Source organism: Streptomyces sp. NPDC025721 (assembly GCF_055558595.1).
The window spans coordinates 293,815-319,603 of record NZ_JBVHMF010000004.1 but is presented as its reverse complement, the minus strand read 5'-3'; the positions used below and the strand labels follow the sequence as shown (position 1 = coordinate 319,603).

Below are 25,789 nucleotides of genomic sequence, written 5' to 3'. Positions count from 1 at the left end.
GGGTGCCCCGCCCCGGCGCCCACCGGTCCTGACCACCGCGTTCTGCACTGGCAGCACACCGATTCCCAGGAGGAGCAATGAGCTTGAGGACCCCCTCGCCGCCGGCGGGAGTGCGGGACGAACCGTCGCGGAAGCCGGACCGGCAGGCCGCCAGGAGCGGTGAGGACAGCGACCGGGCCATGCTCGAAGTGACCGGACTCAGCAAGCGCTACGGCGAGGTCCAGGCGCTCGACGGCTTCGAACTGACCGCGCACCGCGGCGAGATCGTCGGACTGGTCGGCCACAACGGCGCGGGCAAGTCGACCTTCGTCGAGATCGTCTCCGGGCTCATCAGGGCCGACTCCGGCGGCGTCCGCATCGGCGGCGAGGAGCCCACCAAGGCGCGCGGGCGGATCGGGGTCTCCCCGCAGAACATCGCCCTCTACCCGCCGCTGTCCGTCCGCGAGCACATGAAGTTCTTCGGCGGCCTGTCCGGGCTGCGCCGCCGCGCCCTCACGTCCGCCATCGACGAACTGTCCGCCGCGCTGCGGCTGACCGAATTCCTCGACCGCCCGGCCGGTGTGCTCTCCGGCGGCCAGCAGCGCCGTACGCAGGCGGCCGTCGCCATGATCCACCGCCCCGACCTGCTGCTGCTCGACGAGCCCACCGCGGGCGCCGACCCGGAGACCCGCCAGGCGCTGCTCGACACCGTCAAGCTCCGCGCCGCCGACGGCGCCGCCGTCGTCTACACCACCCACTACCTGACCGAACTCACCGAACTGGCCGCGACCATCGCCGTCGCCAAGCGCGGCCGGGTGGTCGCCCGCGGCACCAGCGCGCAGCTCCTGGAGGGCCTGCCCGGCGAGGTCCGCGTGGTCCTGGCCGACGGCAGCGAACTCCACGAGTCCACCACCGACCCGACCGCCGCCCTGGTGCGGCTGCTCCACGAGGCGCGGCAGCCGGTCACCTCCGTCGACGTCCGCAAGCCCGACCTCGACGACCTCTACCGATCCCTGGCGGTGCTCGATGTCGACTGAATCCCTCTACCGGTCCGGCCTGATGGCCAAGTACAACGCCCTGCTGCGGCTGCGCGACCCCGGACAGCTCATCAGCTACATCGCGATGCCGATGCTGCTGATGCTGGTCTTCAAACCGCTGTACGTGACCGCGCTCAAGACCGGCACGCTCCAGGCGGTCACCGGGCCGCTGGTGATGTTCTCGGTCTTCGCGCTCTCCATCGTGGGCAACTCGATCATGGTCGAGCGCGAGTGGCGCACCTGGGACCGGCTGCGCGTCACCCGCGCCTCACGGGCCCAGCTCCTGCTGGGCAAGGCCGTACCGGCCTTCGTGATCCTGCTGCTCCAGCAGAGCGTGCTGCTGATCTTCGGCTGCCTGGTGATCGGGCTGCCGGTCCCGCCGACCCTGGGCTGGATCATGCTGGCCGTCGCGGTGTGGGGCTTCACCCTGCTCGCCCTCGGCACGGCGCTCGCCACGGTCGTCCGCAGCCGCGGCGACCTCGGCATGGTCTCCGACCTGGGCGCGATGCTGGTCAGCGCGCTCGGCGGCGCCTTGGTGCCGGTCAGCCTGATGCCCGCCTGGGCCCAGCACATCGCCCCGGCCTCGCCCGGCTACTGGGCGATGTCCCTGCTGCACGCCGCCATCGACGGCGACGCCTCGCGGATGCTGCGCCCGGCGCTGGTCTGCCTGGCGATCGGCGTGGCCTGCGGCGCCTTCGCCACCTACCGGCTCTCTCGCGGCTGGGGCCGCAGCCACCTGCTGTGAGGAGACATCGTGTCTGACATACCCGACGAGACGGACGAGACCGACGAGGCGTACGACGCCTACGATTCCGCGGTGGCCCTGGTCGGCATGGCCGGCCGCTTCCCCGGCGCCCCGGACGTGGCCACGCTGTGGCGCAACGCGCTGGCCGGTGTCAGCGGCCTGCGCGAGATCACCGACGAGGAACTGGCCGCGGCGGGCGTCTCCGCGCGGACCGCCGCCGACCCCCACTACGTACGGGTCGGCGGGCCGGTCGACGGCATCGCCGACTTCGACGCCGCCGCGTTCGGCTTCTCGCCGCGCGAGGCGGAGACGATGGGCCCGCAGCACCGGCTCTTCCTGGAATGCTCCTGGGAAGCGCTGGAGAACGCCGGTTACCCGCCGGTGGCCCCGCCGGGACAGGTCGGCGTCTTCGGCGGTTCCGCCTTCCCCGACTACCTGCTCGACAACGTCGCGCACGTCATGGACGAGCCCGGCGGCGGCCAGTTGGTCGCGGTCGGCAACGAACGGGACTCGCTCACCAGCCTGGTGGCGTACAAGCTCGGCCTGCGCGGTCCGAGCCTGAGCGTGCAGACCTTCTGCTCGACGTCGCTGGTCGCGGTGCACCTGGCCTGCCAGAGCCTGCTGACCTTCGAGAGCGATCTGGCCCTGGCGGGCGGCGCCTTCCTGCCGCTGCCGCAGCCGACCGGGTACATGTACCACCCGGGCGGCATCACCTCGCCGCAGGGCACGGTCCGCAGCTTCGACGCGGCGGCCGACGGAACGGTGATGGGCGCGGCCGTCGGCGTGGTCGCGCTGCGCAGGATGACCGACGCGCTCGCCGACGGCGACGTGATCCACGCGGTCATCCTGGGCTCCGCGGTCAACAACGACGGTCAGGAGCGCGTCGGTTACTCCGCACCGGGCGTCGAGGGACAGGCCGCGGTGATCCGTACCGCGCTGAACGTCGCCGACGTCAAGCCCGAGTCCGTCGGCTACGTGGAGTGCCACGCCACCGGCACCGCGCTCGGCGACGGCATCGAACTGACCGCGCTGTCACGGGTGTTCCAGACGACACCGCAGACACCGATCGTGCTGGGCTCGGCCAAACCGGCCGTCGGCCACCTGGACCGGGCCTCCGGCGTCACCGGCCTGATCCGGGCCGCGCTCGGCGTCCGCGACGGTGTACGGCTGGCCATCCCCGGCTTCGAGAAGCCCAACCCCGCGCTGGCCGCCGCTTCCGACCGCTTCACCGTACTGCCGCACAATCAGCCGTGGCCGGCCGGTCCCGAGCCGCGCCGGGCCGGAGTCAGCTCCTTCGGCATGGGCGGCACCAACGCGCACGTCGTCATCGAGCAGGCCCCGCCGCGTACCGCCCGCGCCGCCGTGCCCGGACCGCACCTGCTGGCCTTCTCCGCGGGCGACCAGGACGCGCTCGACGAGGTCACCGAGCGGCTGCGCGGCCACCTGGCCGCGCACCCCGAACTGGACCCGGCCGACGTCGCCTACACCCTCCAGGTCTCGCGCGGGCACTTCGCACTGCGCCGCTTCGTGGTCTGCGACGACCTCCAGGACGCGGTCGCCGCGCTCGGCGACCCCGGCCGCTGGGTGGACGGCGAGACCACCCGGCACGACCCGGCCGTGGTGCTGGCCGAGGAGGAGCGGGCACCGGCCGACTGGCGGTCCCAACTGGCCTCCGCGGCGGCCGCGTTGCTGCCGGGAACCCCCGAGGGCGGCGCTTCCCCTGCCGTCTCCGCCGTCCTGGAACAGGGACTGCGGGCGATCGGCGTGCGGATCAGGGCCGCCGGTGACACCGGGACCGGGCACGTCGAGACCGTCACCGTCGCCCCCGAGGCCGACGCTCCCTCCGGGTCGGCGGCGCGCTGGCTCGTGACCACCGTCGGCCGACTGTGGCTGGCGGGCGCCGCGATAGACTGGGCCGCGCTGCACAAGGGCGAGGGACGGCGGGCCGAACTGCCCACCTACCCCTTCCGCCGCACCCGCCATTGGGTGGAGGCGCGGCCGGGAGCCCGCGGTGAGAAGCCGCCGGCCGAGGGCCGTGTCGACGACCTCGCGCAGTGGTCGTATCTGCCCGCATGGCGGCAACGCCCGCTGCCCACCCGCGATCTGGACGAGCGGCTGCGCGCGGCCGGGCCGTGGCTGGTGCTGGCCGCCGAGGAGCGCGCCGAGGCGCTGGTACGCCGGCTGGCGGCGGCCGGCGCCGAGGTCGTCACGGCGAGGCCCGGCGGGGAGTTCGGGCAGGACGCGGCGGGGGACTTCACCGTACGCGTCGAACACCCGGAGGATCTGGGAGAGTTGCTGGCCCTGCAATTCGTCGCGCCCCGCACGCTCGTGCACGGCTTCTCGCTCGCCTCACCCGAGGGCGACGGCGCCGGGCACTTCACCGCGGAGCAGGAGCGGGGAACGCACTCCGCGCTCGGCCTGGTCGGCGTGCTGGCCGCCGAATCCGAGCCCGCGCAGGCCGAGTTGACCCTGCTGACCGCCGGGGCCGTCTCCGTGACCGGCACCGATCTGCGGCATCCGGAGCACGCTGCGCTCGCCGCGCTGGCCCCCACCATCGGCCAGGAGAACGCGCATCTGTCGTGCCGTCACCTCGACCTGGACCCGGCGGAGGGCGCCGGCACACCGGCGGCGGTCGACCAGACGCTGGCCGCGATCGTCCACCCGCACCAAGGGCCTTCGGCCGTCCGGGCCGGCGACCTGTGGGCGCGGACCTATCAGCCGCACCCGCTGGAGGAGACCGACCCCGCGCGTCCGGTGTTCGGCGACGGCGAGACGGTGCTGATCACCGGCGGTCTCGGCGACGTCGGCCTGGCCCTGGCCCGGCACCTGGCGGAGAGCCACGGCTGCCGTCTGGTGCTGACCTCGCGCGGCGGACTCCCGCCGCGTGAGCGCTGGCCGGAGCTGTCGGCCGGTGACGACCGGGTCGCCCGGCACCTCAGGAACGTGCTGGATCTGGAAGCGCGCGGCGCCGAGGTGATCGCCATGGGCGCGGACGTCGGCGACCAGGAGGCGATGCGGGCCGTCGTCCGGGCGGCCGACGAGCGGTTCGGCGGCATCGACGCGGTGGTGCACGCGGCCGGTACGCGGGACCCGAGCCGGTTCGAGATCGCCCACCTGTCCGACCGGGAGAACCGCGCCGCGCACCTGCACCCCAAGGTGGCCGGCTTCCACACCCTCCAGGCGGTCCTCGGGGACCGCGCCAAGGACCGCAGGATCACCGTGTCCTCGCTGTCCGCGGTGCTCGGCGGCGTCACGTTCGGTCCGCACGCCGCGGCCAACGCGGCGCTGGACGCGTACGCCCGCAGGGCCCGGCTGCGCGGCGAGGGCCGCTGGATCACCGTCGACTGGGACACCTGGGCGACCGACGCGGCGCGCCGTGAGGCGCACGGCGATCCGGCCGCCGGGGCCTACGAGATGGCGGTGCCGGAGGGCCTGACCCTGCTGGAGCGCGCGCTGGCGGCGGCCGACCGGCTCGCCCATGTGGTGATCTCCTCCGGGCCGCTCGCCCCGCGGCTCGCCCAGTGGGTCACCGGCGACGGCACGTCGGCGGAACAGCGGGCCGCCGACGACGGGCAGCGCCACGCGCGGCCGAAGCTGCGCACCCCGTACGCCGAGCCCGCCGAGGGCACGGAGGCGGCGCTGGCGGAGATCTGGGGCCAGGTCCTGGCGGTGGAGGGAATCGGCGCGGATGACGGCTTCTTCGAACTGGGCGGTCACTCGCTCGTCGCCGTCGAGCTCTCGGCGCGCATCCGCGCGGCCCTCTCGTGCGACCTCGCCCCGACCGACCTGCTGGAGCACTTCACCGTCCGCCGTCTGGCGTCCTTCGTGGAGGGCTGACACCGGCACGTACCGGCACCCGTACCGCCAGGGGCGGCCGTCGCGGACCTTCCGCGTCGGCCGCCCCGCGCGTGCTGTCCGCGCGGTGGTCCCGTGCGGCACGCCCGGCTCCGCCACCCGGTGGCGGGGCGCCGTCACCGGTCGGCCGCCGCGGCGCGCGCCGTGAGGGCCTTGCGGTCGATCTTGCGGTTGGCGTTGAGCGGGAACTCCTCGACCTGGACGAAGCGGCGGGGGACCAGGGCGCGCGGCAGGAAGGCCGCCAGGTCCTCGGCCAGGGCCGCCTGAGGCCGCCGCTCACCGAGCAGGAAGGCCGTCAACTCGCCGTCCACGGCGACCGCGACGGCCTCCTTCACACCCTCGACGCGGCGCAACGCCCACTCCACCTCGGCCAGTTCGACGCGCACCCCGTGGATCTTCACCTGGTGGTCGCGCCGGCCCAGATACGCGAAGGCGTCGCCGGGCAGCCGCCGTACCAAGTCGCCCGTGCGGTACCAGCGTTCGCCGCCGTGCTCCAGGAACCGGCCCTCGTCGTCGGCCGGGTCGAGATAGCCGGGGAACATCTGGTCGCCGGTGACGCACAGTTCACCGTCGCCGTCCTCGGTGGGCTCGTGCAGCAGCGCCCGCATACCGGGGTGCAGACGGCCGATCGACACCACGTCGTTGACGCACGACGACGGTGAGGTGACCGGGTCCCAGCGGTGCACACTGCACGAGATGGTCAGCTCGGTCGGGCCGTAGAGATTCTCGACCACCGAGCCGGGCGCCGCAGCGCCCCACTCCCGCGCGTCGTGGGCCAGCAGCGGCTCCCCGCAGAACAGGCTCCAGCGCAGGCTCGGCATGCTGCCCGCGGGCAGCCCCCGGGGCCGCCGCCGCAGCAGCGACACCAGGCTCGGCGCGGAGAACCACACCGTGATGCCCTGCTCGGCGACGAACCGCTCCAGCGAGGCGTACGCGGTCGGCGGCACGCTCACCACGGTGCCGCCGCTGCCCCAGCCGGTGAACAGGTCGAACATCGCCAGGTCGAAGGTGAGATCGAAGGTCTGCGAGAACACGTCCCCGCTGTGGAAGCCGTACCGGCCGTGCACGAAGCGCAGATAGGCGTCGACATTGCGGTGCAGCACGGGCACCCCCTTGGGCGTGCCCGTGGAGCCCGAGGTGAACAGGATGTACGCGATGTCGTCGGGCGTCGTCGGCAGCGGCTGCTCCAACGGCTCCCCGACCGGCTCCCCGACGACGGGGACGCCGTCGAGGACCCCGGCCAGCTCCGGCAGCACGGCGGCGCCGCGCTCGTCCACGATCAGCGCGTCCAGACCGGCCGCGGTGATCATCCGGGCGGTGCGGTCGGCGGGGAAGCCGGGGTGCAGCGGCACGACGGCCGCGCCCGCGAACTGCGCGGCCAGCAGACCGGCGTAGGCGGTCACGGTACGGGAGGCCAGCAGGCCGACCCGCCGGGGCCGCCCGCCGGGGACCGCCGCGACGACGGTCCCGGCGAGCGCCCGCGCGGCGGCGTCCAGCCGCGTGTAGTTGACGGCGGTGGAGCCGACGCGCAGCGCCTCGGCCCCGCCGTCGAGCGCCAGGCCGTGCCGGAACCAGTCGGTGAGGGTCCGGCCCGCCGGGACCGCGGCGCCCGCGGTCCCCGGCGGCCGGTCCCCGGCCTCCCGTCGCGGCCCGCCCGGCCGCGACGGCAGGCGCGCGGGTTCAGTGGTGAACAACGGATGCCTCCTGCGGGTGGATGGGCGCGAGGCCCGGAAGCTGCGGGCCCCAGGTGCCGCGCAGCGCCCGGTCGATGTAGCGGTGGGTGACCGCGGCCTGCTCCAGCACCGCGAAGTGCCCGCCGGTCAGGGTGTGCGAGGTGAAGCGCCCGGTGGTCTGGTCGCGCCACCCCGCCACGTCGGCGATGCCCGCGCGCGGGTCGTCGGTGGCCGCGAGCGCCGTGATCGGCACGCTCAGCGGAGCCTGCGGCCGGTACTCGTAGGAGTCCCTGACCCCGAAGTCCGCGCGGAACGGCGGCAGGATCATCCGCAGCACCGTCGGGTCGGTCAGCATCCACTCCGGGGTGCCGCCGATCCGCCGCAGCAGCGCCACGACCTCGTCCTGCGTCATCCCCGCCACCGGCGGGTCGCCGTCGTCGGGCGAGCCGGGCGCCGCGCACCCGGAGACGAACAGGTGCACCGGCATCGGCCCGCCGCGGCGCCGGATCTCCCGCACCAGCTCGAAGCCGACCAGCGCCCCGAGGCTGTGCCCGTACACCGCGTACGGCCGCGTCTCCCCCTCCGGGGAGGTGTCGGCCAGCACGGCGTCCGCGAGGTCCGGCACCAGCCGGTCCATCCGGTCGTACGGGGTGTCGCGCAGCCGGGTCTCCCGGCCGGGCGGCTGGACCGGGCGCACCGACACCGGGCCCAGCCTGCCGAACCAGGAACGGTACGCCGAGGCCGAACCCCCGGCGTGCGGCAGGCAGTACAGCCGCACGCCGGCGCAGCCGGGCTGCTCCGCGAAGGGCAGCCACGAGGCGGCGGGCGCCGCCTCCAGCACGGTCGTCATCGCGTCACCTCGACCTCGACATAGCCGGGCAGCGGCTGGATCTGGTCCAGGTCGGCCCCCAGCACCAGCCGGTCGCCCTCCCTGGCCACCTCGCGGAAGCCGCTGAAGGCGTAGGTGATCTGCATCATCCGGTTGCGGCCGGTCTCCACGAAGTCCGCGCGCAGGCCCGCACCGGCCTCCCGCGCCCGCTCCATGATGTGGCTGAGCAGCACCGAGCCGACCCCGCGGGACATCACCCGGCACGACATCAGCATCATGTGGAGCTGCCAGTTCGGGTCGCCGGTCTCCACCAGCGCCAGGCCGATCTTGCCGTACGAGCCGAACCGGTCGGTGAGGGTGGCCACCAGCAGCAGGTGGTCGGGCGACTCGCGCAGCGCGTCCAGCTCGTCGTACGAGTACGTGCGGCCCGTCGAGTTGAGCTGGTTGGTGCGGATGGTCAGTTCCTCCGCGCGCTGGAGGTCCTCGCGGGCCGCCGGGGCGATGGTGAACGTCATGCCCAGGCTGGCCAGGAACTCCTCGTTGGTGCCGACGAAATCGCTCTCGATCTCGTCCCGCGCGAGCTGGCTGTGGTACATCGCCCGGCGCTGCGCCGACTCGTCGGAGACGAACCGCGGCCGGAACTCGATCCGGTTCAACTCGGTGTCGATGTCGAGCGCGTTGACCCGGGTGACCTCGGGGACGGAGAACTCCATCTCGGCCAGCTCGAAGTCCTGGTCGTCGACGAAGGCGAACGCGTCGAGCCCCAGATTGAGCTTGGCGGAGATCTGCCGGACCGACTCCGACTTGGCGTTCCAGCCGATCCGCGGGTACAGGAACAGGTCCTCAAGGCCGAGTTCGCGCAGCTTCGCCATCGCCGTGTCGTGGTCGTTCTTGCTCGCCACGGAGTGCAGGACGCCCAGCGCGTCCAGCCGGCGGATGTGCTCCACCACGCCGGGGCGCAGGGTGACCTCGCCGTCCTCCAGCAGCACCCCGTCCCACAGAGTGTTGTCCAGGTCCCACACCACGCACTTGATCTTGCCCTGCGCGGGCTTGCGGTACGGACCGTCCGGCGGCGACGCCGGGCCGGTGGCCGGCGCGGTGGCCGGCGGTTGCGTCAGCGTGCTCACAGTGCCCACTCCCGGTATGCCTCGTCAGCGATCGTGATCCGCTGGATCTCGTTGCTGCCCTCGATGATTTCCATGACCTTCGCGTCCCGGTACAGCCGTGCGACCGGGAAGTCGGCGCTCATTCCATTGGCGCCGTGGATCTGTACGGCCTCCGTGGAGTGCCGGGCCGCCGCGGTGGACGCGAAGTACTTCGCCACCCAGGTGGCCATGATGGTCGCCGGGTCCCCGGCGTCCTTGAGCACACCGGCCTGGTGGCACAGCAGCCTGGCCGCCCGCACATCGGTGACCATGTCCGACAACTTCGCCCGGATGAGCTGGAGTTCACGGAGCTTGCTGCCGCCGACCGTGCGCTGCGCGGTGTAGTACGCCGACGCCTCCAGGCACGCCTGGACGATTCCGACGGAACCGGAGGCGACCGAGAACCGGCCCAGGTCGAGGGTTCCGCTGAGCACCATGCCGGAGGCGAACGAACTGGGCCCCAACAGCGCGTCGGAATCGAGCCGCACATCGTCGAACTCCAGCTCGGCGATGAGCGAGGCCCGGGTGCCGAGCACGTCCTCCACCGGTATCACCCGCACGCCGGGTGACCGGCGCGGTACGAGCAGGGCGATCACGCTGGACTCGGTGCGGGCGAACACCAGGAACAGGTCCGCCCGTTGGCCACCGGTGATCCACTTCTTGCGGCCGTTGAGCCGCCACCCGCCGTTCTCCTGGACGGCGGTGGTACGGATGCCCGCGGTGTCGCTGCCGCCACCTGCGGGCTCCGACAGGCAGAAGGCGCCGCGCACCGCGCCGGTGGCCAGCGACGGCGCCCACTGCTCGATCTGGGCGGGGCTGCCCCAGCGGAGCAGCGCCCACGACAGCATGGTGTGCACGGTGAGCAGGGACCTGACCGAGGAACATCCCCGGCCCACCTCCTCGTGCACCTGACCGAGCGTCACCAGGTCAAGGTCCTGGCCGCCCAGCGCGGCCGGGTAGAAGGGGGCCCACAGGCCCGCCTCGCCGATCCGCTCCTGCAACTCCTCGGGGACCGCGCCCCGCCGGTCGTACACGTCGGCCACCGGCATGATGTGGGTGTCGACGAACGCGCGTGCCGAGTCCCGGGTGATCCGGGCCCCCGCCGGCGCCGCCGCGAGGGGCGGCGCCGTGGTCAAGCTCGTCATGGTCTGGCTCCTCAGTCGACGGAGACGGGGACGCTCCGGCGGGCGACGAGGTCCGCCATGGCCTCGACGGTGCGGAAGTTGTCGATGCGCAGTTCGTCGTTGGGGATGGTGAGGCCGAAGGTCTTCTCGATGAACATCACCAGCTCCATCGCGAAGAGCGAGTTGATGTAGCCGAGCGAGAAAATGTCCTGGTCGGTGGCGATGCTGGCCTGCGGGAAGCGGGCCTCGATGAAGGAGAGGATGCTGGTCTGGGCGGTGGTGTTCTCGGACATGGTCGTCATCCCTTGTTGTCGTAGGTGTAGAAGCCACGGCCGGTCTTCCGGCCGTGCAGTCCGGCGTCGGTCATCTGCTTGAGCAGCGGGCAGGGCCGGTACTTGCTGTCGGCGTAGTGCTCGTAGAGCACCTCGACGCTGTAGAGGATCGTGTCGACGCCGATCAGGTCGGCGGTCTCCAGCGGACCCATCGGGTGCCCGAAGCACCCGCGGAACACCTCGTCCACCGACTCCGCGGTGGCGACGCCCTCGTGGACGAGGAAGGCGGCCTCGTTGACGGTCAGCATGAGCACCCGGTTGGAGACGAAGCCGGAGGCGTCCTTGACGTCCACCGCCTTCTTGCCCATGCCGCTGAGGAGCTGGCGGGTGACCTCGACGGTCTCCTGCGCGGTGTGGAAGCCGGGGATCAGCTCCACGACCGGCTTGGCCGGCACCGGGTTCATGAAGTGCACCCCGACGACCCGCTCCGGGTGCGTGCCGACCGCGGCGACGCGGGTGATCGGGATCGCGGAGGTGTTGACGATCACGACCGCCTCGGGGGAGAGCACGCGGTCCAGCTCGGCGTGCACCTCGCGCTTGATCTCCCAGTTCTCGGTGACGTTCTCGATCACGAAGTCGGCCTTGGCGAGCGCCTCGACGCCGACAGCGGTGGTGATCCGGCCCAGGATCTCGTCGGGGTCCAGGGCCGGTCCGCCCATCAGGCGGCTGAGCCGGCAGTTGCGGCTGATGGCCGCCTTGGCGTCGGTGAGAATCCGCTCGTCGATGTCGACGAGGACGGTCTCGTAACCGGACTGGGCCAGATTGTGCGCGACTCCGATGCCCATGACCCCGGCACCGACAACTCCTACGACGGTCATGATCTCTCCGATTCCTTGGTGGGTGGTGCTGGCTGTTGTGGGTGTGCTGAACCACGCCTGGGGCGTGGGGTGTCGCGTGGTGCGGAGTGCCGCTGACGCGGGATCAGCTCCTGCGCCGCCGGGCGGCGGTCTTCAGGCCGGACCTGCGCAGTCGCGCCTGCTCCTGGCCGTCGGGCTCCGGGACGGGCGCCGCGTCCGCGGCGGGTCCGTCCACGACCTTGGCGAGGGCCTCGACGGTCGGGGCCTCGTAGAGGATGTGCGGGGGGAGCTCGGCGTCCTGGAAGGCCCGGCGCAGGGCCGCGAGCAGGGCGATGCCGAGCAGCGAGTTGCCGCCGAGTTCGAAGAAGTTGTCACGGGCGCCGACCCGTTCGAGCTTGAGCATGTCGCCCCAGACCTCGGCCAGCCGCTCCTCGACGGGGCCCGAGGGCTCCCGGTAGGGGGTGAGGAGTTCGGGCCGCGGGTGCCGGTCGGCGGAGCCGGAGCCGCCGCCCGCCGGGGCCATGACGGCCTCGACGGTGAAGCCGGTGCTGTAGCTCACCATCGTCGGCAGGTCCTGCGTGGAGACCACGACCCGCGACTCGCCGGAGGCCAGGGCCCGCAGCAGCGAGCGCCAGCCCTCCGCGAAGGTGATGCCGAAGGCTTCCCGGTGCGAGCGGAAGAAGGCCTGCAAGCCCTCGTCGTAGCCCGACAGACCGGAGTCCCAGGCGTTCCAGGTCCACTCGCCCCAGTCGACCGACAGGACCCGGCGGCCGGTGGCCGCCTGCCGTGCCGCGTAGCCGTCGAGGTAGGCGTTGCCCGCGCAGTAGTCGACCTGGCCCGGGCCGCCGCCGGTGGCCGCGGTGATCGAGGAGAACAGCACCAGGAAGTCCAGCGCGGTCTCATCAGCGTGGCCGATTCGCAGTGCTTTGTCCAGGGCCTGTACGCCGGCAACTTTGGGCGCGAGAACGAGCTCGGAGTCGTCGGACTGCTTGAACTGGATCAGACCCGTTCCGGGCACGCCGGCGGTGTGCAGGATGCCGTGCAGGGCGCCGAAACGCTCTTGCGCCAGGTCGATGGCGCGCCGGACGTCGGGCGCGCTCGCCACGTCACCCGTGACGATCTCGACCTCCGCGCCCAGCTCCACGATGCCCAGGACACGGCTCACCCTGGCCCGCAGCGCCTCGTCGGCCGCCTCGGTGCCCGCGGCGATGCCCTCCCACCGCTCACGCGGCGGCAGCCCGCGGCGGCCGAAGAGCACCAGCCGGGCGCCGACCTGCCGTGCTAGGTGTTCCGCCATGCCCAGACCGATGCCGCCCAGACCGCCGGTGATCAGATAGACCCCGCGCTCGCGCAGCACCGCCGCGGCGCTCTCGTCGTCCGCCGCCGGGAGCATGTCGTAACCGCACACCCAGCGCCTGCTGCCGCGCAGGGCGACGGCCGCGTCGGTCCGCGGTCGGCGCAGTTCGGCGGCGACGGCGGCGGCCGGGGTGTCCGGCTCGACGTCGAGCAGCCGGGTGGTGACGTTGGGGTACTCCAGCGGCACCACGAGCGTCGGGCCGATGAGCGTGGCGGCGTCGGGCCGTACCTCCGAACCGTCGAGCACCTGGTGGGCGCCCGCGGTGACCATGTCCAACTGCCAGTCGCCCGAGCCCAGTTCACCGGCCGCACGGGCCAGTGCCACCAGGGTGTGCAGACCGAACGCGATCGACTCGTCGTCGGGCCGCTCCGCGAGCGTCCACAGATGGACCACCCGTTCCAGCGCGAGCCCGCGCTTGCGCAGATCGCGCAGGACCGCCTGGGCGTCGCCCGAGTGGCCCGGCCGTACGGTGTAACCGGTCGCCGGGTCGGCGCTCCAGCCGCCGCCGGGACGGACCGCGGTCACAGTCGCGCCGTCGGCCGCCGCCGCGCGCACCAACTCGTCGAGCACACCGTCGGCCTCCGACCCGTCGGCGTAGACCAGCCAGCTCGCGGGCTGCGCGCCCGCCGTCGCCGGGGACGCGGTCTGCCGCCACACCGGCTGCCAGACCCACTGCTCCTCCGGCAGCTTCGGGACCCGGTCGATGTCCTCGAAGCTGGCGGGCACACCCGGTGTGCCCGGCGCCGTCGCAGCCGCGGGCGCGGCCGGCTTGGCGCCGATCAGCGGGGTCTGCTCGATCCAGTAGCGCTGCCGCTGGAAGGGGTACGTGGGCAGCGGCACCCTGCCGGGCGCGAAGCCCCGGTGCAGCTCGGCGGTCCGCTCGGCGCGGCCGTGGTAGGCCGCCCAGTCCAGGTCGACACCGGTCAGCCACAGCCGCGACAGGGCCTCGGTCAGGACTCGGTCGGCCGGACGCGGGTCGCTCTGCGCGGGCAGCGTCGCGGTGATCGTCGCCCAGCGCTGCGGAGCGCAGCCCGCGCCGCGCACCATCGTGCCCAGCGACTGTCCGGGACCGATCTCCACCATCGCCAGCTCGGGGTCGGCCAGCAGCGTCTCGACGGCCGCCGCGAACTGCACGGGACGGCACATGTGCTCCGCCCAGTAGGCGGGGTCCCGCACCAGCCTGGCGTCGGCGACACCGCCGGTGACGTTCGACAGGTACGGCAGCCGCGGCGGGTTGAGCCGGATGTTCTCCGCGACCCACGAGGTCAGCTCGTCCGCGAGCGGGGCGAGCATCCGGGAGTGGAAGGCATGCGTGGTGCGCAGCCCCCGGCTGGGGACGCCGTCGCGCTCCAGGTCGGCGGCGAGGCCGGCCAGCGCGTCGGCGGGACCGGCGACCACGACGGTCTGCGGGCCGTTGACCGCGGCGATGTCCAGGCCGCGCGCCTGAAGTCCGTAGCGGTCGCGCAGGTCGTCGGGCCCGAGCGGCACCGCGGCCATGGAACCCGTCTCGACCCCGGAGATCAGCCGGGCCCGGTGCACCACCAGCGCCAGCGCGTCCTCCAGCGACAGCACCCCGGCCAGGCAGGCCGCGACGTACTCGCCGAGGCTGTAGCCGAGCATCAGCGACGGCTGCACGCCCCACACCATCAGCGTCGAGGCCAGCGCGTAGTCCACCGCGAACAGCAGCGGCTGGACGATCTCGGTGCGCTCCAGCTCCGCCTCCCGGTCGTCGGCCGCGCCGGTCGCCCGGCCCAGCAGCGCCGCCAGGTCCATGCCGCCGCCGGGACGGTCCCCGGTCAGCAGCCCCATCAGGTCGGTGTCCGGCAGGTGCGCGGCCAACAGGCCCAGGCAGTGGTCGAGTTCGGCGCGGAAGACCGGCTCGTGCCGGTAGAGGTCGCCGACCAGACCCGGATACTGCTCGCCGACCCCGGCGAAGAGGAAGGCGACGGGACGGCCGTGCGCGGTCTCCACCCGCGCCGACAGCGGCGCGTCCTCGTCCGTGCCGGCCAGCGAGGCCACGGCCTGCTCACCGCTGGAGACCACGGTGGCGCGGCGGTGCTCGAAGGTCTTGCGGCCGACCTGGAGGGTGTAGGCGACATCGGCGACGCTCGCCCCCGAGGTCGCGGCCAGGTGCTCGGCGAGGTTGCTCACGGCCTGGTCGGCGGCGTCCGAGGTTCGGGCCGAGACCGGCAGGAAGTGGTGCCGCCTGCCGCCCTGCGGGGTGTCGGGGCCGGCCCTGCGGGCCGGCGGCTCTTCGACGACGACGTGCACGTTGGTGCCTCCCATGCCCAGCGAGTTGAGTCCGGCGATCCGCGGCCTGCCGTCCTCGGCCGGCCACTCGGTCAGCCGGGTGTTGACGTAGAAGGGGCTGTCGGCGAAGTCGATCTGCGGGTTGGGGGCGGTGAAGTGCAACGTCGCGGGGACCATCCGCTCGCGGACGGTGAGGACCGTCTTGATCAGGCCCGCGGTGCCCGAAGCGTGGTTGAGGTGACCGATGTTGGTCTTCACCGCGCCGATCGGGATGCTGCCGGGACCGCCCGCCGTGCCGAACGCCCGGCTCAGCGCGGTGACTTCGATCGGGTCGCCGATCGGGGTGGCCGTGCCGTGCGCCTCGATGTAGCCGAAGTCCTCCGGCTTCACCCGTGCGTCGGCCATCGCGTCCTGCACCACACGGGCCTGCCCGGCGACGCTGGGCGCGGTGTAACCGACCTTCAGGGCACCGTCGTTGTTGATCGCCGAGCCGCGGATGACCGCGTGCACGGTGTCGCCGTCGCGCAGCGCGTCCGAGAGCCGCTTGAGGACCACGACGGTCGCGCCGTCACCGAACATCGAACCGCTGGCCTGCGCGTCGAAGGTCCGCACATGGCCGTCGTGCGACTCCATGCCGCCCTGCTGGCGGCGGTGGCCGACCCGGTCCGGGACGCTGATGGACACACCGCCTGCCAGCGCCATCTCGCACTCGCCGCCGCGCAGGCTCTGCACCGCCAGGTGCACACCGACCAGCGACGTCGAGCAGAAGGTCTGCACCGCGACGCTCGGTCCGCGCAGGTCGAACAGGTAGGAGACGGACGTGGTGAGCGCGTCCTTGTCGTTGCTCATGATGATCTCGTACGGGCTGATGTCGCCCGCGGCGAGCTGCGAGGTCATCCCGAACAGATACGTGGAGAGGTTGGAGCCGCCGAAGACGCCGATCCGGTCGCGGTACGCCTCGTTGGCGTACCCCGCGTGCTCCAGACCCTCCCAGCAGACCTCAAGGAAGAGCCGCTGCTGCGGGTCGGTGAGCGCCGCCATCCGCGGGCTCATCCCGAAGAATCCGGCGTCGAAGCCGCTGATGTCGTCCAGCACGGCGCGCGCGGGCACGTACTCCGGGTCCTGGACCATGTCCGGGTCGACGCCCGCCTCGATCAGCTCCTCGGGGGTGAAGAAGCGGATCGACTCCACGCCCTCGCACAGATTCCGCCAGAAGCCGGCCACATCGCCCGCGCCGGGGAAGCGGCCCGCCATGCCGACGATGGCGATCCGCCGGTCGAGTTCGGTGCTCTCCGGTTCGGTGTTCTCGGGGCGCTCGGTGTGCTGGGTGACCGCGCTGACGGCCGGGGTCGCGGCCACGGCCGGACGCGGCGCCGGAGCGGCGACGGGTACGGGCGCGGGGGCGGGCCGGGGCGCGGGGACGACGGTCGCCGCAGGGGTACGGGGCGCCGCCGGGGCGCGGACCGGTGCCGGGCTCGGCCCCCCGGCGGCCTTGGGCCTCTGCTCGTCCAGGACGGCCGCCAGCCGGTGCACGGTCGGCGCCTCGAAGAGCGTGACCGTCGGCACCGTCACACCGAAGCGCGACTTCACGGTGGCCAGCATCTGGAGGGCGAAGAGCGAACTGCCGCCCAGGTCGAAGAAGTTGTCACGGGTGCCGACCGGGTCGACACCGAGGGTGTCGGTCCACAGCGCGCACAGCTCGCGCTCCGTGGCGGTCAGCGGCGCCGTGTACGGCTGCGGCAGGTCGGGCCGCGGGAAGGACGCCACAGGGGACGTGCTCCCGGCGCCCGCCGTGACCGCCTGCGGACGGCTCGGGAGCCGGCCCGCCAGACCGCCGGCCACCACGACCACCGCGGGCAGCGGCTGCGTCACCGCGCGGTCGAGTGCGGTCAGCGACTGCTCGGCGGTCATCGCGTGCGCGGCCATCGAGGCGCCGGTCCTGGCGTCGACCTTGGCCAGCGTCGGCGCCCAGGTGTCCCAGGCGGCCGAGGTCCAGCGGGTCTGCGCGGTGCCGTCGTCCGGGCCCGCCCCGGCGAGCGCGGCCAGCGCGGCGTTGGCCGCCGCGTAGCTGCCGAAGGCCAGTCCGCCCAGGTGCGCGGAGGTCGAGGAGAACAGCAGGCCCCAACGCGGCGCGCGGTCCCCGGCGAGCCCGCCGACGGCGTCGCGCAGCACGCGTGCGCCCTCGTACTTGGCGGCGAAGTGCCGTGCGACGGTGCTCTCCTGGAGCGCGCCCAGCGGCAGGAAGGTGTCCTCCGAGGTGTCGGCCGCCGCGTGCACCAGGCCGTCGAAGCGCTCCGCGCCGAACAGGGCGCGTACGGCGGCGGCGTCGGTGACGTCCAGCGCGGGCGCCTCGACGTCCGCGCCGAGCGCGCGCAGCCGGACGACCGCCTGGCGGCGCGGGTCCGCCGGGTCGGCGGGCAGTCCGGTACGGCTGGCGAGCACGACGCGCCCGGCGCCGCCGCGGATCAGGTGCTCCGCGACCATCAGGCCCACGTCGCCCAGGCCGCCGGTGACGAGGTAGCTCTCGCTGGGCAGGACCACGGGCAGTTCGTCGGTGTGCGCCTTGGGCGCGTCGATCGGGCGGTACCGCGGGGTGAGGCGGCTGCCCGCGCGGAAGGCGGTGAGCACCGGCCCCTCGGCGGCGGCCAGTTCGGCGGCGAGCAGGGCGGCGGAGGCCGCCGTGTCGGCCGCGGGGTCCAGGTCGACGCCGCGGGCGTCGAGGCCCGGGTACTCCTGGCCCGCGACGACCGGCAGGACGGCGACCGCGGCCTGCGCCGGGAGGCTCCGCTCGGCGGCCGTGACGCTCTGGCCGCCGCGGGTGACCACGACGACACCCCCGGTCCCGGCCCGGTCGCCCCACGCCGACACGGCGCGGGAGACGTCGAGGACGGCCCGGGCCGGGTCCGCGTCGGGCCCGTCCGCGTCCAGCGCGGACAGCACGACCACGGTCAGCGGCCCGTCGCCGGGCACCTCGGCGGTGTCGGGCGCGTCCGTCGGCCGTACGGTGACGGCCTCGGCGCCCGCGCCGCGCAGCCGCTCGGCCAGCGCGTCGCCGACCCCGGAGGCGTCGGCGTACAGCAGGAACCGGCCGGTGGCCGTACCCGTGCCGCCGTTCGCGTCCGGGCTCCACACCCGGCTCATGACCTGTACGTGCTCCTCGGCGCCGGAGTCGGCGGACTCCGTTGCCGCGGAGGGGAGTGCGGGCTTGGCGGCGGCGGGCGCGTCGATCCAGTAGCGGGAGCGCTGGAAGGGGTATCCGGGCAGCTTCGTGCGCAGGACGTCACGGCCGTGCTGGTAGCCGGACCAGTCGATGTCGACGCCGGTCAGCCACAGCCGGCCCACGGCCTCGGTGAGGACCGTGCCCGCCTCGCGCGGGTCGTCGTCGCCGGGCAGCGCGGGGATCAGCAGGTCCGCGTGCCCTTCGGTGAGGGCGCGGTGGGCGCCGAGGGCGCCGTCGCCGATCTCCAGCAGGGCGTGGTTCCCGGACTCCAGCAGCGCGCCGAGCGCGGTGCCGGGGTCGGCGGGCGGGCCGGTGAGGGCCGCGGTCCAGTGCGCGGGGTCGGTGGCCTCTGCCGCCGTCAGCCGGCCGCCGGTCGCGGCGGAGTACAGGACGGTTCCGGGCTCGCCGAAGGTGATGTGGCCCGCCGCCCAGTCGGTCAGCGGCTGTCCCTCGGTCTCCGTGCGGCGGTGCAGCAGCGCGAAGGCGTCCTTGAGGGAGATGACCCCGGCCAGGCACCCGGCGACGTACTCGCCGACGCCGTGCCCGAGGAGGGCGTCCGGCTGGATGCCCCAGGAGCGCAGGAGCGTGCCGAGCGCGTATCCGAAGGCGAAGGCGCGGTGCCCGTGCTGGTCGTGGCCGCTGGTGCGGTCGGGGGAGAGCAGCCCGGCCAGCGGGGCGCCGCCGACGGCCTGGGCGGCGGCGCGGCACTCGTCGAGCGCGGTACGGAACGCCGGTTCCGCGTCGTAGAGTTCGGCCGCCGCGGCGGGGTACGGCTCCGCGGCGCCGGTCAGCAGGAAGGCGACCGGCCGGGAGGCGGTGCCGTCGGCGCGGCCGAGGGCGGACCCGGCGCGCAGCTCGCGCGCCGCGCCGCTCAGCGAGTCCGCGACCAGGGCGCGCCGGTGGCTGAAGAGTCGGCGGCCGCTCTGGAGGGTGTAGGCGACGTCGGAGATGCCCGCGCCGACCGTGGTGTCCGCGTCGTCCATGGTGTCCAGGTGCGCGGCGAGATTGGCGGTGGCCTCGTCGGCGGCGGCCTCGGTGCGGGCGGACCACACCAGCAGTTCGCTGCGGCGGCCCGAGCCGGTGCTGCGGGCGGCGACCGGCGGGGCCTCCTCCAGGATCACGTGGGCGTTGGTGCCGCCGATGCCGAAGGCGCTGACCCCGGCGCGGCGCGGACGGTCGCCGCGCGGCCACGGGTGCCGCTCGGTGAGGACCGTCAACCGCGCGTCGCCGGACTCCAGTTGGGGATTGGGCGCGGTGTAGTTGCGGGTCGCGGGGATCTCGCCGTGGTGCAGCGACAGGGCGGTCTTGATCAGACCGGTCACACCGGCCGCGCGGTCCAGGTGGCCGAGGTTGGTCTTGACCGAACCGATCATGACCTCCTTGCCGTCGAACACCTGCTGGAGCGCGGCGAGTTCGGCGGCGTCGCCGAGCGCGGTGCCGGTGCCGTGGGCCTCGATGTAGTCGATGTCCTCGGGCTCGAGACCGGTCGCGGCGAGCGCCTCGGCGATCACCTCGGCCTGGCCGCTGACGCCCGGCGCGGTGAAGCCGACCTTGCGGCCCGCGTCGTTGTTGACGGCCCAGCCGCGGATCACCGCGTACACCTGGTCGCCGTCGGCGAGCGCGTCGACCAGGCGGCGCAGCGCGACCACGCCGACGCCGTTGCCGACCAGGCTGCCCCGGCCGGAGGCGTCGAAGGCGCGGCACTCGCCGTCGGGCGAGCTGATGCCGCCCGGCTGGTAGAGGTAGCCGGTGTCGTCCGGGACCGCGATGGCGGCGCCGCCCGCGAGCGCCAGGTCGCACTCGAAGCCGGCCAGGCTGGTGGCCGCGGCGCAGACCGCGACCAGGGACGTCGAGCAGTAGCTCTGGATGCCGTACGCGGGCCCTGACAGGCCCAGCGTGTGGGCGACGCGCAGGGTCAGCGAGTCCTTGTCGTTGGCCAGGCCCACGGTCAGCTCGCCGACGCTGCGGCCGATCCCGGACGGGGCGACGTTACGCGTCAGATAGGTGCTGATCGCGCAGCCGGCGAAGACACCGATCGAGCCGTCGAAGCTCGCCGGGTCGCAGCCCGCGTCCTCCAGCGCGTGCCAACTGTGCTCCAGGAAGAGCCGGTGCTGCGGGTCGAGGATCTGCGCCTCCTTCGGGTTGATCCCGAAGAAGTCGGCGTCGAAGCGGTCGATCCCGTCGATCACCGCGCCCGCCTTCACATACGCGGGGTCGTCGATCAGCTCGTCGGGCACGCCCGCGGCGCGCAGTTGGTCGTCGGTGAAGCGGGTGATGCCCGAGCGGCCGTCGCGGAGCGCCGACCACAGCTCCGTGGCATCGGTGGCGCCGGGGAAGCGCCCGGCGAGGCCGACGATGGCGATGTCCATCGGTGACACCTCGGTGGGTATGCGCGGCATGAATCCGTCCTCCTAGTTCCGGGTGATGGAAGGCTGGGCACCGCGGGCGCGGCGCCGTCTCTCGCCCCGGGCGAGGCCGGAGTCGCGTGCTGTGGTGGTGGCGGTCCCGGCGGGACCGCCGTCGAGCGCCGCCGCGAAGGCGGCGACGGTCGGGTGCTCGAACAGGACGGCCGGGGCGATCCTGCGGTCGAGCCGCTTCTCGATGTCGGCGACCATGGACATCCCGACCAGGGAGTTGCCGCCCAGGTCGAAGAACGGGTCGTGGACGCCGATGCCGTCGATGCCGAGGTGCCGGCCCCAGCTGTCGGCGATGACCGTCTCCAACTCGGTGCGCGGGGCCGCGTATTCGGTACGCAGCAACGGCCGGGGGAAGCGCGGCCGTTCGCTGTCGGCGGGGGCGCCGGCCGCGACGAGCGCGTCCAGGTCGGTCAGCGCCGCCCACTCGCGCAGCCCCTCGGCCATCGGCATCCGCACCGCCAGCAGGCTGCCGCGGGCGGCGCCCGCCAGCCTGCCCAGCAGCGCGTTGCCGCCGGACTCGGAGAAGCCGTAGCGGGCGCGGTGCTCGCGGACCCGGTCGGCCAGCGCGCCGCCGGACGCCTCGGCCTGCCAGTCGTCGTGCTGCCACGGGCCCCAGGCCACGCTCAGCACCTTGGTGGTGGCCGCGGCGGCGTCGGCCAGCGCCGCGCCGTACGCGTCCAGGACGGTGTTGGCGGCGCTGTAGTCGCCCTCGCCCAGGCCGCCGAAGACGCTGACCGCCGAGGAGTACAGGACCAGCAGCTCCGGCCGGTCGGCCTCCGGGGTGCCGGGGCCGACGAGTTCGGCGAGCGGGCCCATGGCGAGCACCTTCGGCGCGAGCACCGTACGGGCCGTGCCGGGCGTCAGGCGGACGGCCATGCCGCCCGCGGGGACGCCCGCCGCGTGCAGCACGCCGGTCAGCGTTCCGAACCGCTCCCGGCAGTCGCGCAGCGCGCGCCGCAGGTCCTCCGGTACGCCGACGTCGGCGGTGAGCAGCAGCACCTCGGCGCCTGACGCCTCCAACGCGGCGATGTCGCGCAGGCTTTGGGCGGCCCGCCCCTCGGAGTCGGCGGCAGCCGCGGCGTTCAGATCGGTCCTGCCGACCAGGGCCAGCCGCCGCGCCCCGGAGCGTACGAGTTCCCGTGCGAGCCCGAGGCCGAGACCGCGGGTGCCGCCGGTGACCAGATACGCGCCGTCGGGGCGTACGGGGAAGCCGGTCGCGCCGTCGGCCGCGGGGAGCGGCACCAGCCGCCAGTCCTTGAGCAGGCGGCGTCCCGCGCGCCAGGCGATCAGCGCGGGGGTGGCGGCCGGGTCGTCGTGCTGCCAGGCGCGGTGGCCGATCTCCTCCGCGAGGTGGGCGGCGCAGGTATCAGCGGGCGCCGACGGGTCCAGGTCGACACCGCGCCAGGCCGTACCCGGCTGCTCGGCGTGGGCGATCCGCGCGAAGCCGTGGGCCAGCGCCCGGTCGGGGGCCGTGCAGTCGCCGCCGTGCACCTGGGCGGCGCCCGCGGTCACGGTCAGCAGCTTCACGCCGCGTTCGGCCGCCGCCGAGGCGAGCGACTGGACGGTGAGCAGCAGGCTGTCGAAGCCCAGCCGGACCGCCCTGACCAACTCGGCGTCCTCGGCGAACAGCGGGGTGCGGGCCGGGTCGCGCAGGCTCCACAGGTGGGCGACGCGCAGCGGTCCCGCGGTCCCGGCCAGCGCTTCCGCGACGACCCTGCGGTAGTGCTCGGGGTCGGCGGGGTCGATGACGACCCGCCGTCCGTCGCGCCGCCAGGCGCCGCCGGGCACGACCTCGGTGACGGGTGCGCCGCAGGCCGCGGCCAGCTCGGCCAGCCGGGTCCCGACACCGTCGCCGTCGGCGAACACCACCAGGGGCGCGGCCGGTTCCACGGCGGTCGGCGCGGGCAGGGTGACGTCCTGCTGCCACGCGGGGGCGTAGCAGAAGTCGTCGGGCTGCACGGCGCCGCCCGTGGAGCCGGTGCCGGTCGCGGCGGCCGGCCCCGTGCCCGTCCGCGGCCAGTAGCGGGTCCGCTGGAAGGGGTAGGCGGGCAGTTCCGTGAGCGTGCCGGGGCGTGCGCCGCGCAGCGACGTCCAGTCGAGGTCGGCGCCCAGCTCCCAGAGCCGGCCGAAGGTCTCCAGCAGCCGGGAGCGGCCATCGGTGGGGCCGCCCGCCGCCCACTGCGCGGGGACGGTGCCGAGCACGGTGGGGTTGGCGCCGCTGCGGTCGTTCTGCCGGAGCAGGCCGCCCAGGGTCTGGCCGGGGCCCAGCTCCACATAGCCGTCCACGCCCAGATCCGCGCAGGCCGCCAGACCGTCGGCGAACCGCACCGGGCTGGTCAGGTGGTCGGCCCAGTAGCCGGGGTCGGTGGCCTGCTCGGCGGTCAGCGGCGCGCCGGTGACGTTGGAGACGACCGGGATGCGCGGCTCGTGCCGGGGCACCGCGGCCACGGCCTCGGCCAGCTCCGCGCGGGCCGGGGCGAGCAGCGCCGAGTGGAAGGGGTGCGCCGAGCGCAACTGCCGTGCCGCCAGGCCCTGTTCGCCCAGGTGGGCGGCGGCGGTCGCCACGGCGTCCGGCGCTCCGCTGACCACGGTCATGGCCGGGCCGTTGACGGCGGCGATGTCCACCGCCGCGCCGCACGCGGCCAGTTCGGCGCGCACCCGGTCGGCGTCGGCGGCGACCGCCAGCATCCGGCCCTCGGGCGCCGCCTCGATCAGCCGGGCGCGCCGCGCCACCAGCCACAGGGCGTCGGGCAGTTCGAAGACACCGGCCAGGGTCGCGGCCACGTACTCGCCGAGGCTGTAGCCGATCAGCAGGTCGGGCGTGACGCCGTGCGTGGCCAGCAGCCTGGCCAGCGCGTACTCGACGGTGAACAGCGACAGGTGCGCGATCTCCGCGTGGCTGTCCGGGTCGTCCGCCAGGTCAGCCCCGCTGCCGGGCCTGGCCAGAAAGCCCGCCCCCGCGTCGGCCGGCGCCTGCGCGGGCTCACCGAGCAGCGTGTCCCGCAGGTCGATGCCGCAGCGCTCCTCGGCGACGGCCAGGCACGTCTCGACGGCCTCGGCGAACGCCGGTTCCGTACGGTGCAGATCGCGCGCCATGCCCCGGTAGTGGTCGCCCGTGCCCGGCAGCAGATACGCCAGCTTGGGGCGGCCCTTGACCGTACGGACCCCGGTGGCCCGCGCCGCGGTCGCCAGCGCGGCGGCAGCGTCCTCGGGGTCGGCGGCCACCACCGCGCGCCTGAACTCCAGCGCCGCGCGGCCGCTTTGCAGCGTGTACGCCAGGTCGTCGAGGCCGGTGCGTCCGGCGACCGCGGCCAGCGCGTCCAGCCGCGCCGTCAGCGCGTCGTCGTCGGCGGCGGAGACGGGCAGCAGTTCGGCCCTGCCGGGCGCCGGGGCGGCTTCGACGGAACCTTCGGCGGTGCCGTCGGCCGAGGTGCCTCCCGTGGTGGCGAGACCGGCGCGGACCGGGCCGCCGACGCCCGCCGCCGTGCCCGTCCCGGCCGCCGCGGGCGACGGCGCCGCCAGGACGACATGGGCGTTGGTGCCGCACCAGCCGAAGGAGCTGACGCCCACGAGCTGCGGCGACGCCTCGTCGGTCGGGAGGGGGCGGGACTCGGAGGCCGGGCGGACGGCGCCCGCGGCGACGGCGGTCTCCGAGGGCTCGGTCATGTTCAGATTCGGCGGCACCGTGCGGTGCTTGACGGCCAGGACGGCCTTGATGAGACCGGCCATCCCGGCCGCGGCCTGGGTGTGGCCGATGTTGGTCTTCACCGCGCCCACGTGCAGCGGCCGTTCCTCGCTGCGGCGCCCGAACACATCGGTGAGCGCGCCCAGTTCGATGGCGTCGCCGAGCTTGGTGCCGGAGCCGTGCGCCTCGACGTACGCGATGTCGTCGGGGGTCGCCCCGGCAGCGGACACCGCGCGGCGGATGACGTCGGCCTGGGCGCTGCGGCTGGGCGCGGTCAGGCCGTTGCTGCGGCCGTCCTGGTTGACGGCCGTGCCGCGGATGACCGCGTGCACCCGGTGGCCGCGCCGTACCGCGTCGGAGAGCCGTTCCAGGACGACCACCCCGGCGCCCTCGCCCAGCACATAGCCGTCGGCGCGGGCGTCGAAGGTCTTGCACAGGCCGTCGGGGGACAGCATCGAGGTGGAGCAGGCGTTGACGTACATGTCGGTGTGCATCAGCAGGAAGGCGCCGCCCGCCACCGCGAGGTCGCACTCGCCGCGGCGCAGCGCCGTACCGGCGAGGTGGACGGCCACCAGCGAGGACGAGCAGGCGGTGTCCAGGGTCAGCGCGGGGCCGCGCAGGTCGTAGTGGTACGCGAGCCGGCCCGCGACGACGCTGGCGGAACCGCCCTGGCCGCCGTACGGGTCGTGCAGCACGCCCAGACCTTCCTCGGCCTGCTCCAGGCGCAGGTACTGGAGGACGTCGGAGAAGCCGATCATCACTCCGGTACGGCTGCCCGCCAGGCTCGGCGGCGGCGTACCGGAGTCCTCCAGCGCCTCCCAGGTCAGCTCCATGAGCAGCCGTTGCTGCGGGTCCATCCGCAGCGCCTCCTGCGGGGAGCTGCCGAAGAACCGGGCGTCCCAGCCCGCCACGTCGTCGAGGAAGGCGCCGCGGGTGGTGTAGACCCCGTCGTTCTCGACGTGCGGGGTGAGGTCGAACCGGCCGCCCGGCACCTCGTCGAGGACCGCGGACCTGCCCTGGTCGAGCAGGTCCCAGTAGGCGTCGACGGAACCGGCGCCGGGGAAGCGGCACGACATGCCGACGACTGCGATCGGCTCGTGCGTCTGTGCCTGGGCCTCGGCCAGCTTGCGCCTGGCGTCACCCAGGTCGACCGTGGCCTTCTTCAGGTATTCGCGGAGTCTGTCCTCGCCTGCCATCTTCCTGCCCTCTGCCGATTCGTGGTGTGGTGACGGACTGCCCGGTGCCGGGAGCCGGTGGTGCCGGTGATGTGCGCCGGCGATGTGCCGGGGGAGTGCCGGTGGGAGTGCCGGGGAGTCGCTGTACCTCGGTGGCCGGGCCGTGCGC

General features: G+C 74.2%; 11 protein-coding genes. 3 read left to right on the top strand and 8 right to left on the bottom strand.

From position 1 onward, the window contains the following. The first annotated feature begins 77 nt into the window (after positions 1 to 77). Genes ACZ4EF_RS09285 through ACZ4EF_RS09275 form a run of 3 tightly spaced genes read left to right on the top strand, consistent with a single transcriptional unit; the run spans position 78 to position 5,598 of the window. Positions 78 to 1,016 (top strand): ABC transporter ATP-binding protein, encoded by a 939-nt coding sequence (locus tag ACZ4EF_RS09285; RefSeq protein ID WP_355341396.1) that lies wholly within the window; start codon positions 78 to 80, stop codon positions 1,014 to 1,016. After that, positions 1,006 to 1,761 (top strand): ABC transporter permease, encoded by a 756-nt coding sequence (locus ACZ4EF_RS09280; protein WP_355341399.1) that lies wholly within the window; start codon positions 1,006 to 1,008, stop codon positions 1,759 to 1,761. The genes ACZ4EF_RS09285 and ACZ4EF_RS09280 overlap by 11 nt, the downstream gene beginning before the upstream one ends. A 9-nt stretch (positions 1,762 to 1,770) precedes the next feature. Continuing rightward, entirely contained in the window at positions 1,771 to 5,598 is a 3,828-nt protein-coding gene (locus ACZ4EF_RS09275) for an SDR family NAD(P)-dependent oxidoreductase (RefSeq protein ID WP_467503629.1), read from the top strand. Positions 5,599 to 5,732: 134 nt separating this feature from the next. On the opposite strand, the gene ACZ4EF_RS09270 is transcribed toward ACZ4EF_RS09275, so the two are convergent. The 8 genes from ACZ4EF_RS09270 to ACZ4EF_RS09235 form a co-directional block, all read right to left on the bottom strand. Next, the gene (locus ACZ4EF_RS09270) at positions 5,733 to 7,310 is read right to left on the bottom strand and encodes an AMP-binding protein (RefSeq protein WP_467503627.1); all 1,578 of its coding nucleotides are present in this window, start codon (positions 7,308 to 7,310) and stop codon (positions 5,733 to 5,735) included. After that, positions 7,297 to 8,139 (bottom strand): thioesterase II family protein, encoded by an 843-nt coding sequence (locus tag ACZ4EF_RS09265; protein WP_355341408.1) that lies wholly within the window; start codon positions 8,137 to 8,139, stop codon positions 7,297 to 7,299. Before ACZ4EF_RS09265 ends, ACZ4EF_RS09270 begins: the two co-directional genes overlap by 14 nt. Further along, complete coding sequence (locus tag ACZ4EF_RS09260) at positions 8,136 to 9,245, bottom strand: HAD-IIIC family phosphatase (protein ID WP_355341410.1); 1,110 nt, start codon at positions 9,243 to 9,245, stop codon at positions 8,136 to 8,138. The genes ACZ4EF_RS09265 and ACZ4EF_RS09260 overlap by 4 nt, the downstream gene beginning before the upstream one ends. Beyond that, on the bottom strand, positions 9,242 to 10,408 hold the full coding sequence (locus tag ACZ4EF_RS09255; RefSeq protein WP_355341413.1) for an acyl-CoA dehydrogenase family protein: 1,167 nt from the start codon (positions 10,406 to 10,408) through the stop codon (positions 9,242 to 9,244). The genes ACZ4EF_RS09260 and ACZ4EF_RS09255 overlap by 4 nt, the downstream gene beginning before the upstream one ends. An 11-nt stretch (positions 10,409 to 10,419) precedes the next feature. Next, positions 10,420 to 10,680, bottom strand: a complete 261-nt coding sequence (locus ACZ4EF_RS09250; protein WP_188282225.1) for an acyl carrier protein — start codon at positions 10,678 to 10,680, stop codon at positions 10,420 to 10,422. Positions 10,681 to 10,685: 5 nt separating this feature from the next. Continuing rightward, entirely contained in the window at positions 10,686 to 11,537 is an 852-nt protein-coding gene (locus ACZ4EF_RS09245) for a 3-hydroxyacyl-CoA dehydrogenase family protein (protein ID WP_355341416.1), read from the bottom strand. Positions 11,538 to 11,640: 103 nt separating this feature from the next. Beyond that, complete coding sequence (locus tag ACZ4EF_RS09240; protein ID WP_467503623.1) at positions 11,641 to 20,742, bottom strand: type I polyketide synthase; 9,102 nt, start codon at positions 20,740 to 20,742, stop codon at positions 11,641 to 11,643. Between the two features lie 12 nt (positions 20,743 to 20,754). Then, on the bottom strand, positions 20,755 to 25,641 hold the full coding sequence (locus tag ACZ4EF_RS09235; protein WP_467503621.1) for a type I polyketide synthase: 4,887 nt from the start codon (positions 25,639 to 25,641) through the stop codon (positions 20,755 to 20,757). Between the last annotated feature and the right edge of the window lie 148 nt (positions 25,642 to 25,789).

Excerpts from the sequence above, each read along its gene's own strand:
- ACZ4EF_RS09285 (WP_355341396.1), top strand. The coding sequence starts at position 78 with ATGAGCTTGAGGACCCCCTCGCCGCCGGCGGGAGTGCGGGACGAACCG.
- ACZ4EF_RS09280 (WP_355341399.1), top strand. The coding sequence starts at position 1,006 with ATGTCGACTGAATCCCTCTACCGGTCCGGCCTGATGGCCAAGTACAAC.
- ACZ4EF_RS09265 (WP_355341408.1), bottom strand. The coding sequence starts at position 8,139 with ATGACGACCGTGCTGGAGGCGGCGCCCGCCGCCTCGTGGCTGCCCTTC.
- ACZ4EF_RS09255 (WP_355341413.1), bottom strand. The coding sequence starts at position 10,408 with ATGACGAGCTTGACCACGGCGCCGCCCCTCGCGGCGGCGCCGGCGGGG.
- ACZ4EF_RS09250 (WP_188282225.1), bottom strand. The coding sequence starts at position 10,680 with ATGTCCGAGAACACCACCGCCCAGACCAGCATCCTCTCCTTCATCGAG.
- ACZ4EF_RS09245 (WP_355341416.1), bottom strand. The coding sequence starts at position 11,537 with ATGACCGTCGTAGGAGTTGTCGGTGCCGGGGTCATGGGCATCGGAGTC.
- ACZ4EF_RS09240 (WP_467503623.1), bottom strand. The coding sequence starts at position 20,742 with ATGCCGCGCATACCCACCGAGGTGTCACCGATGGACATCGCCATCGTC.
- ACZ4EF_RS09235 (WP_467503621.1), bottom strand. The coding sequence starts at position 25,641 with ATGGCAGGCGAGGACAGACTCCGCGAATACCTGAAGAAGGCCACGGTC.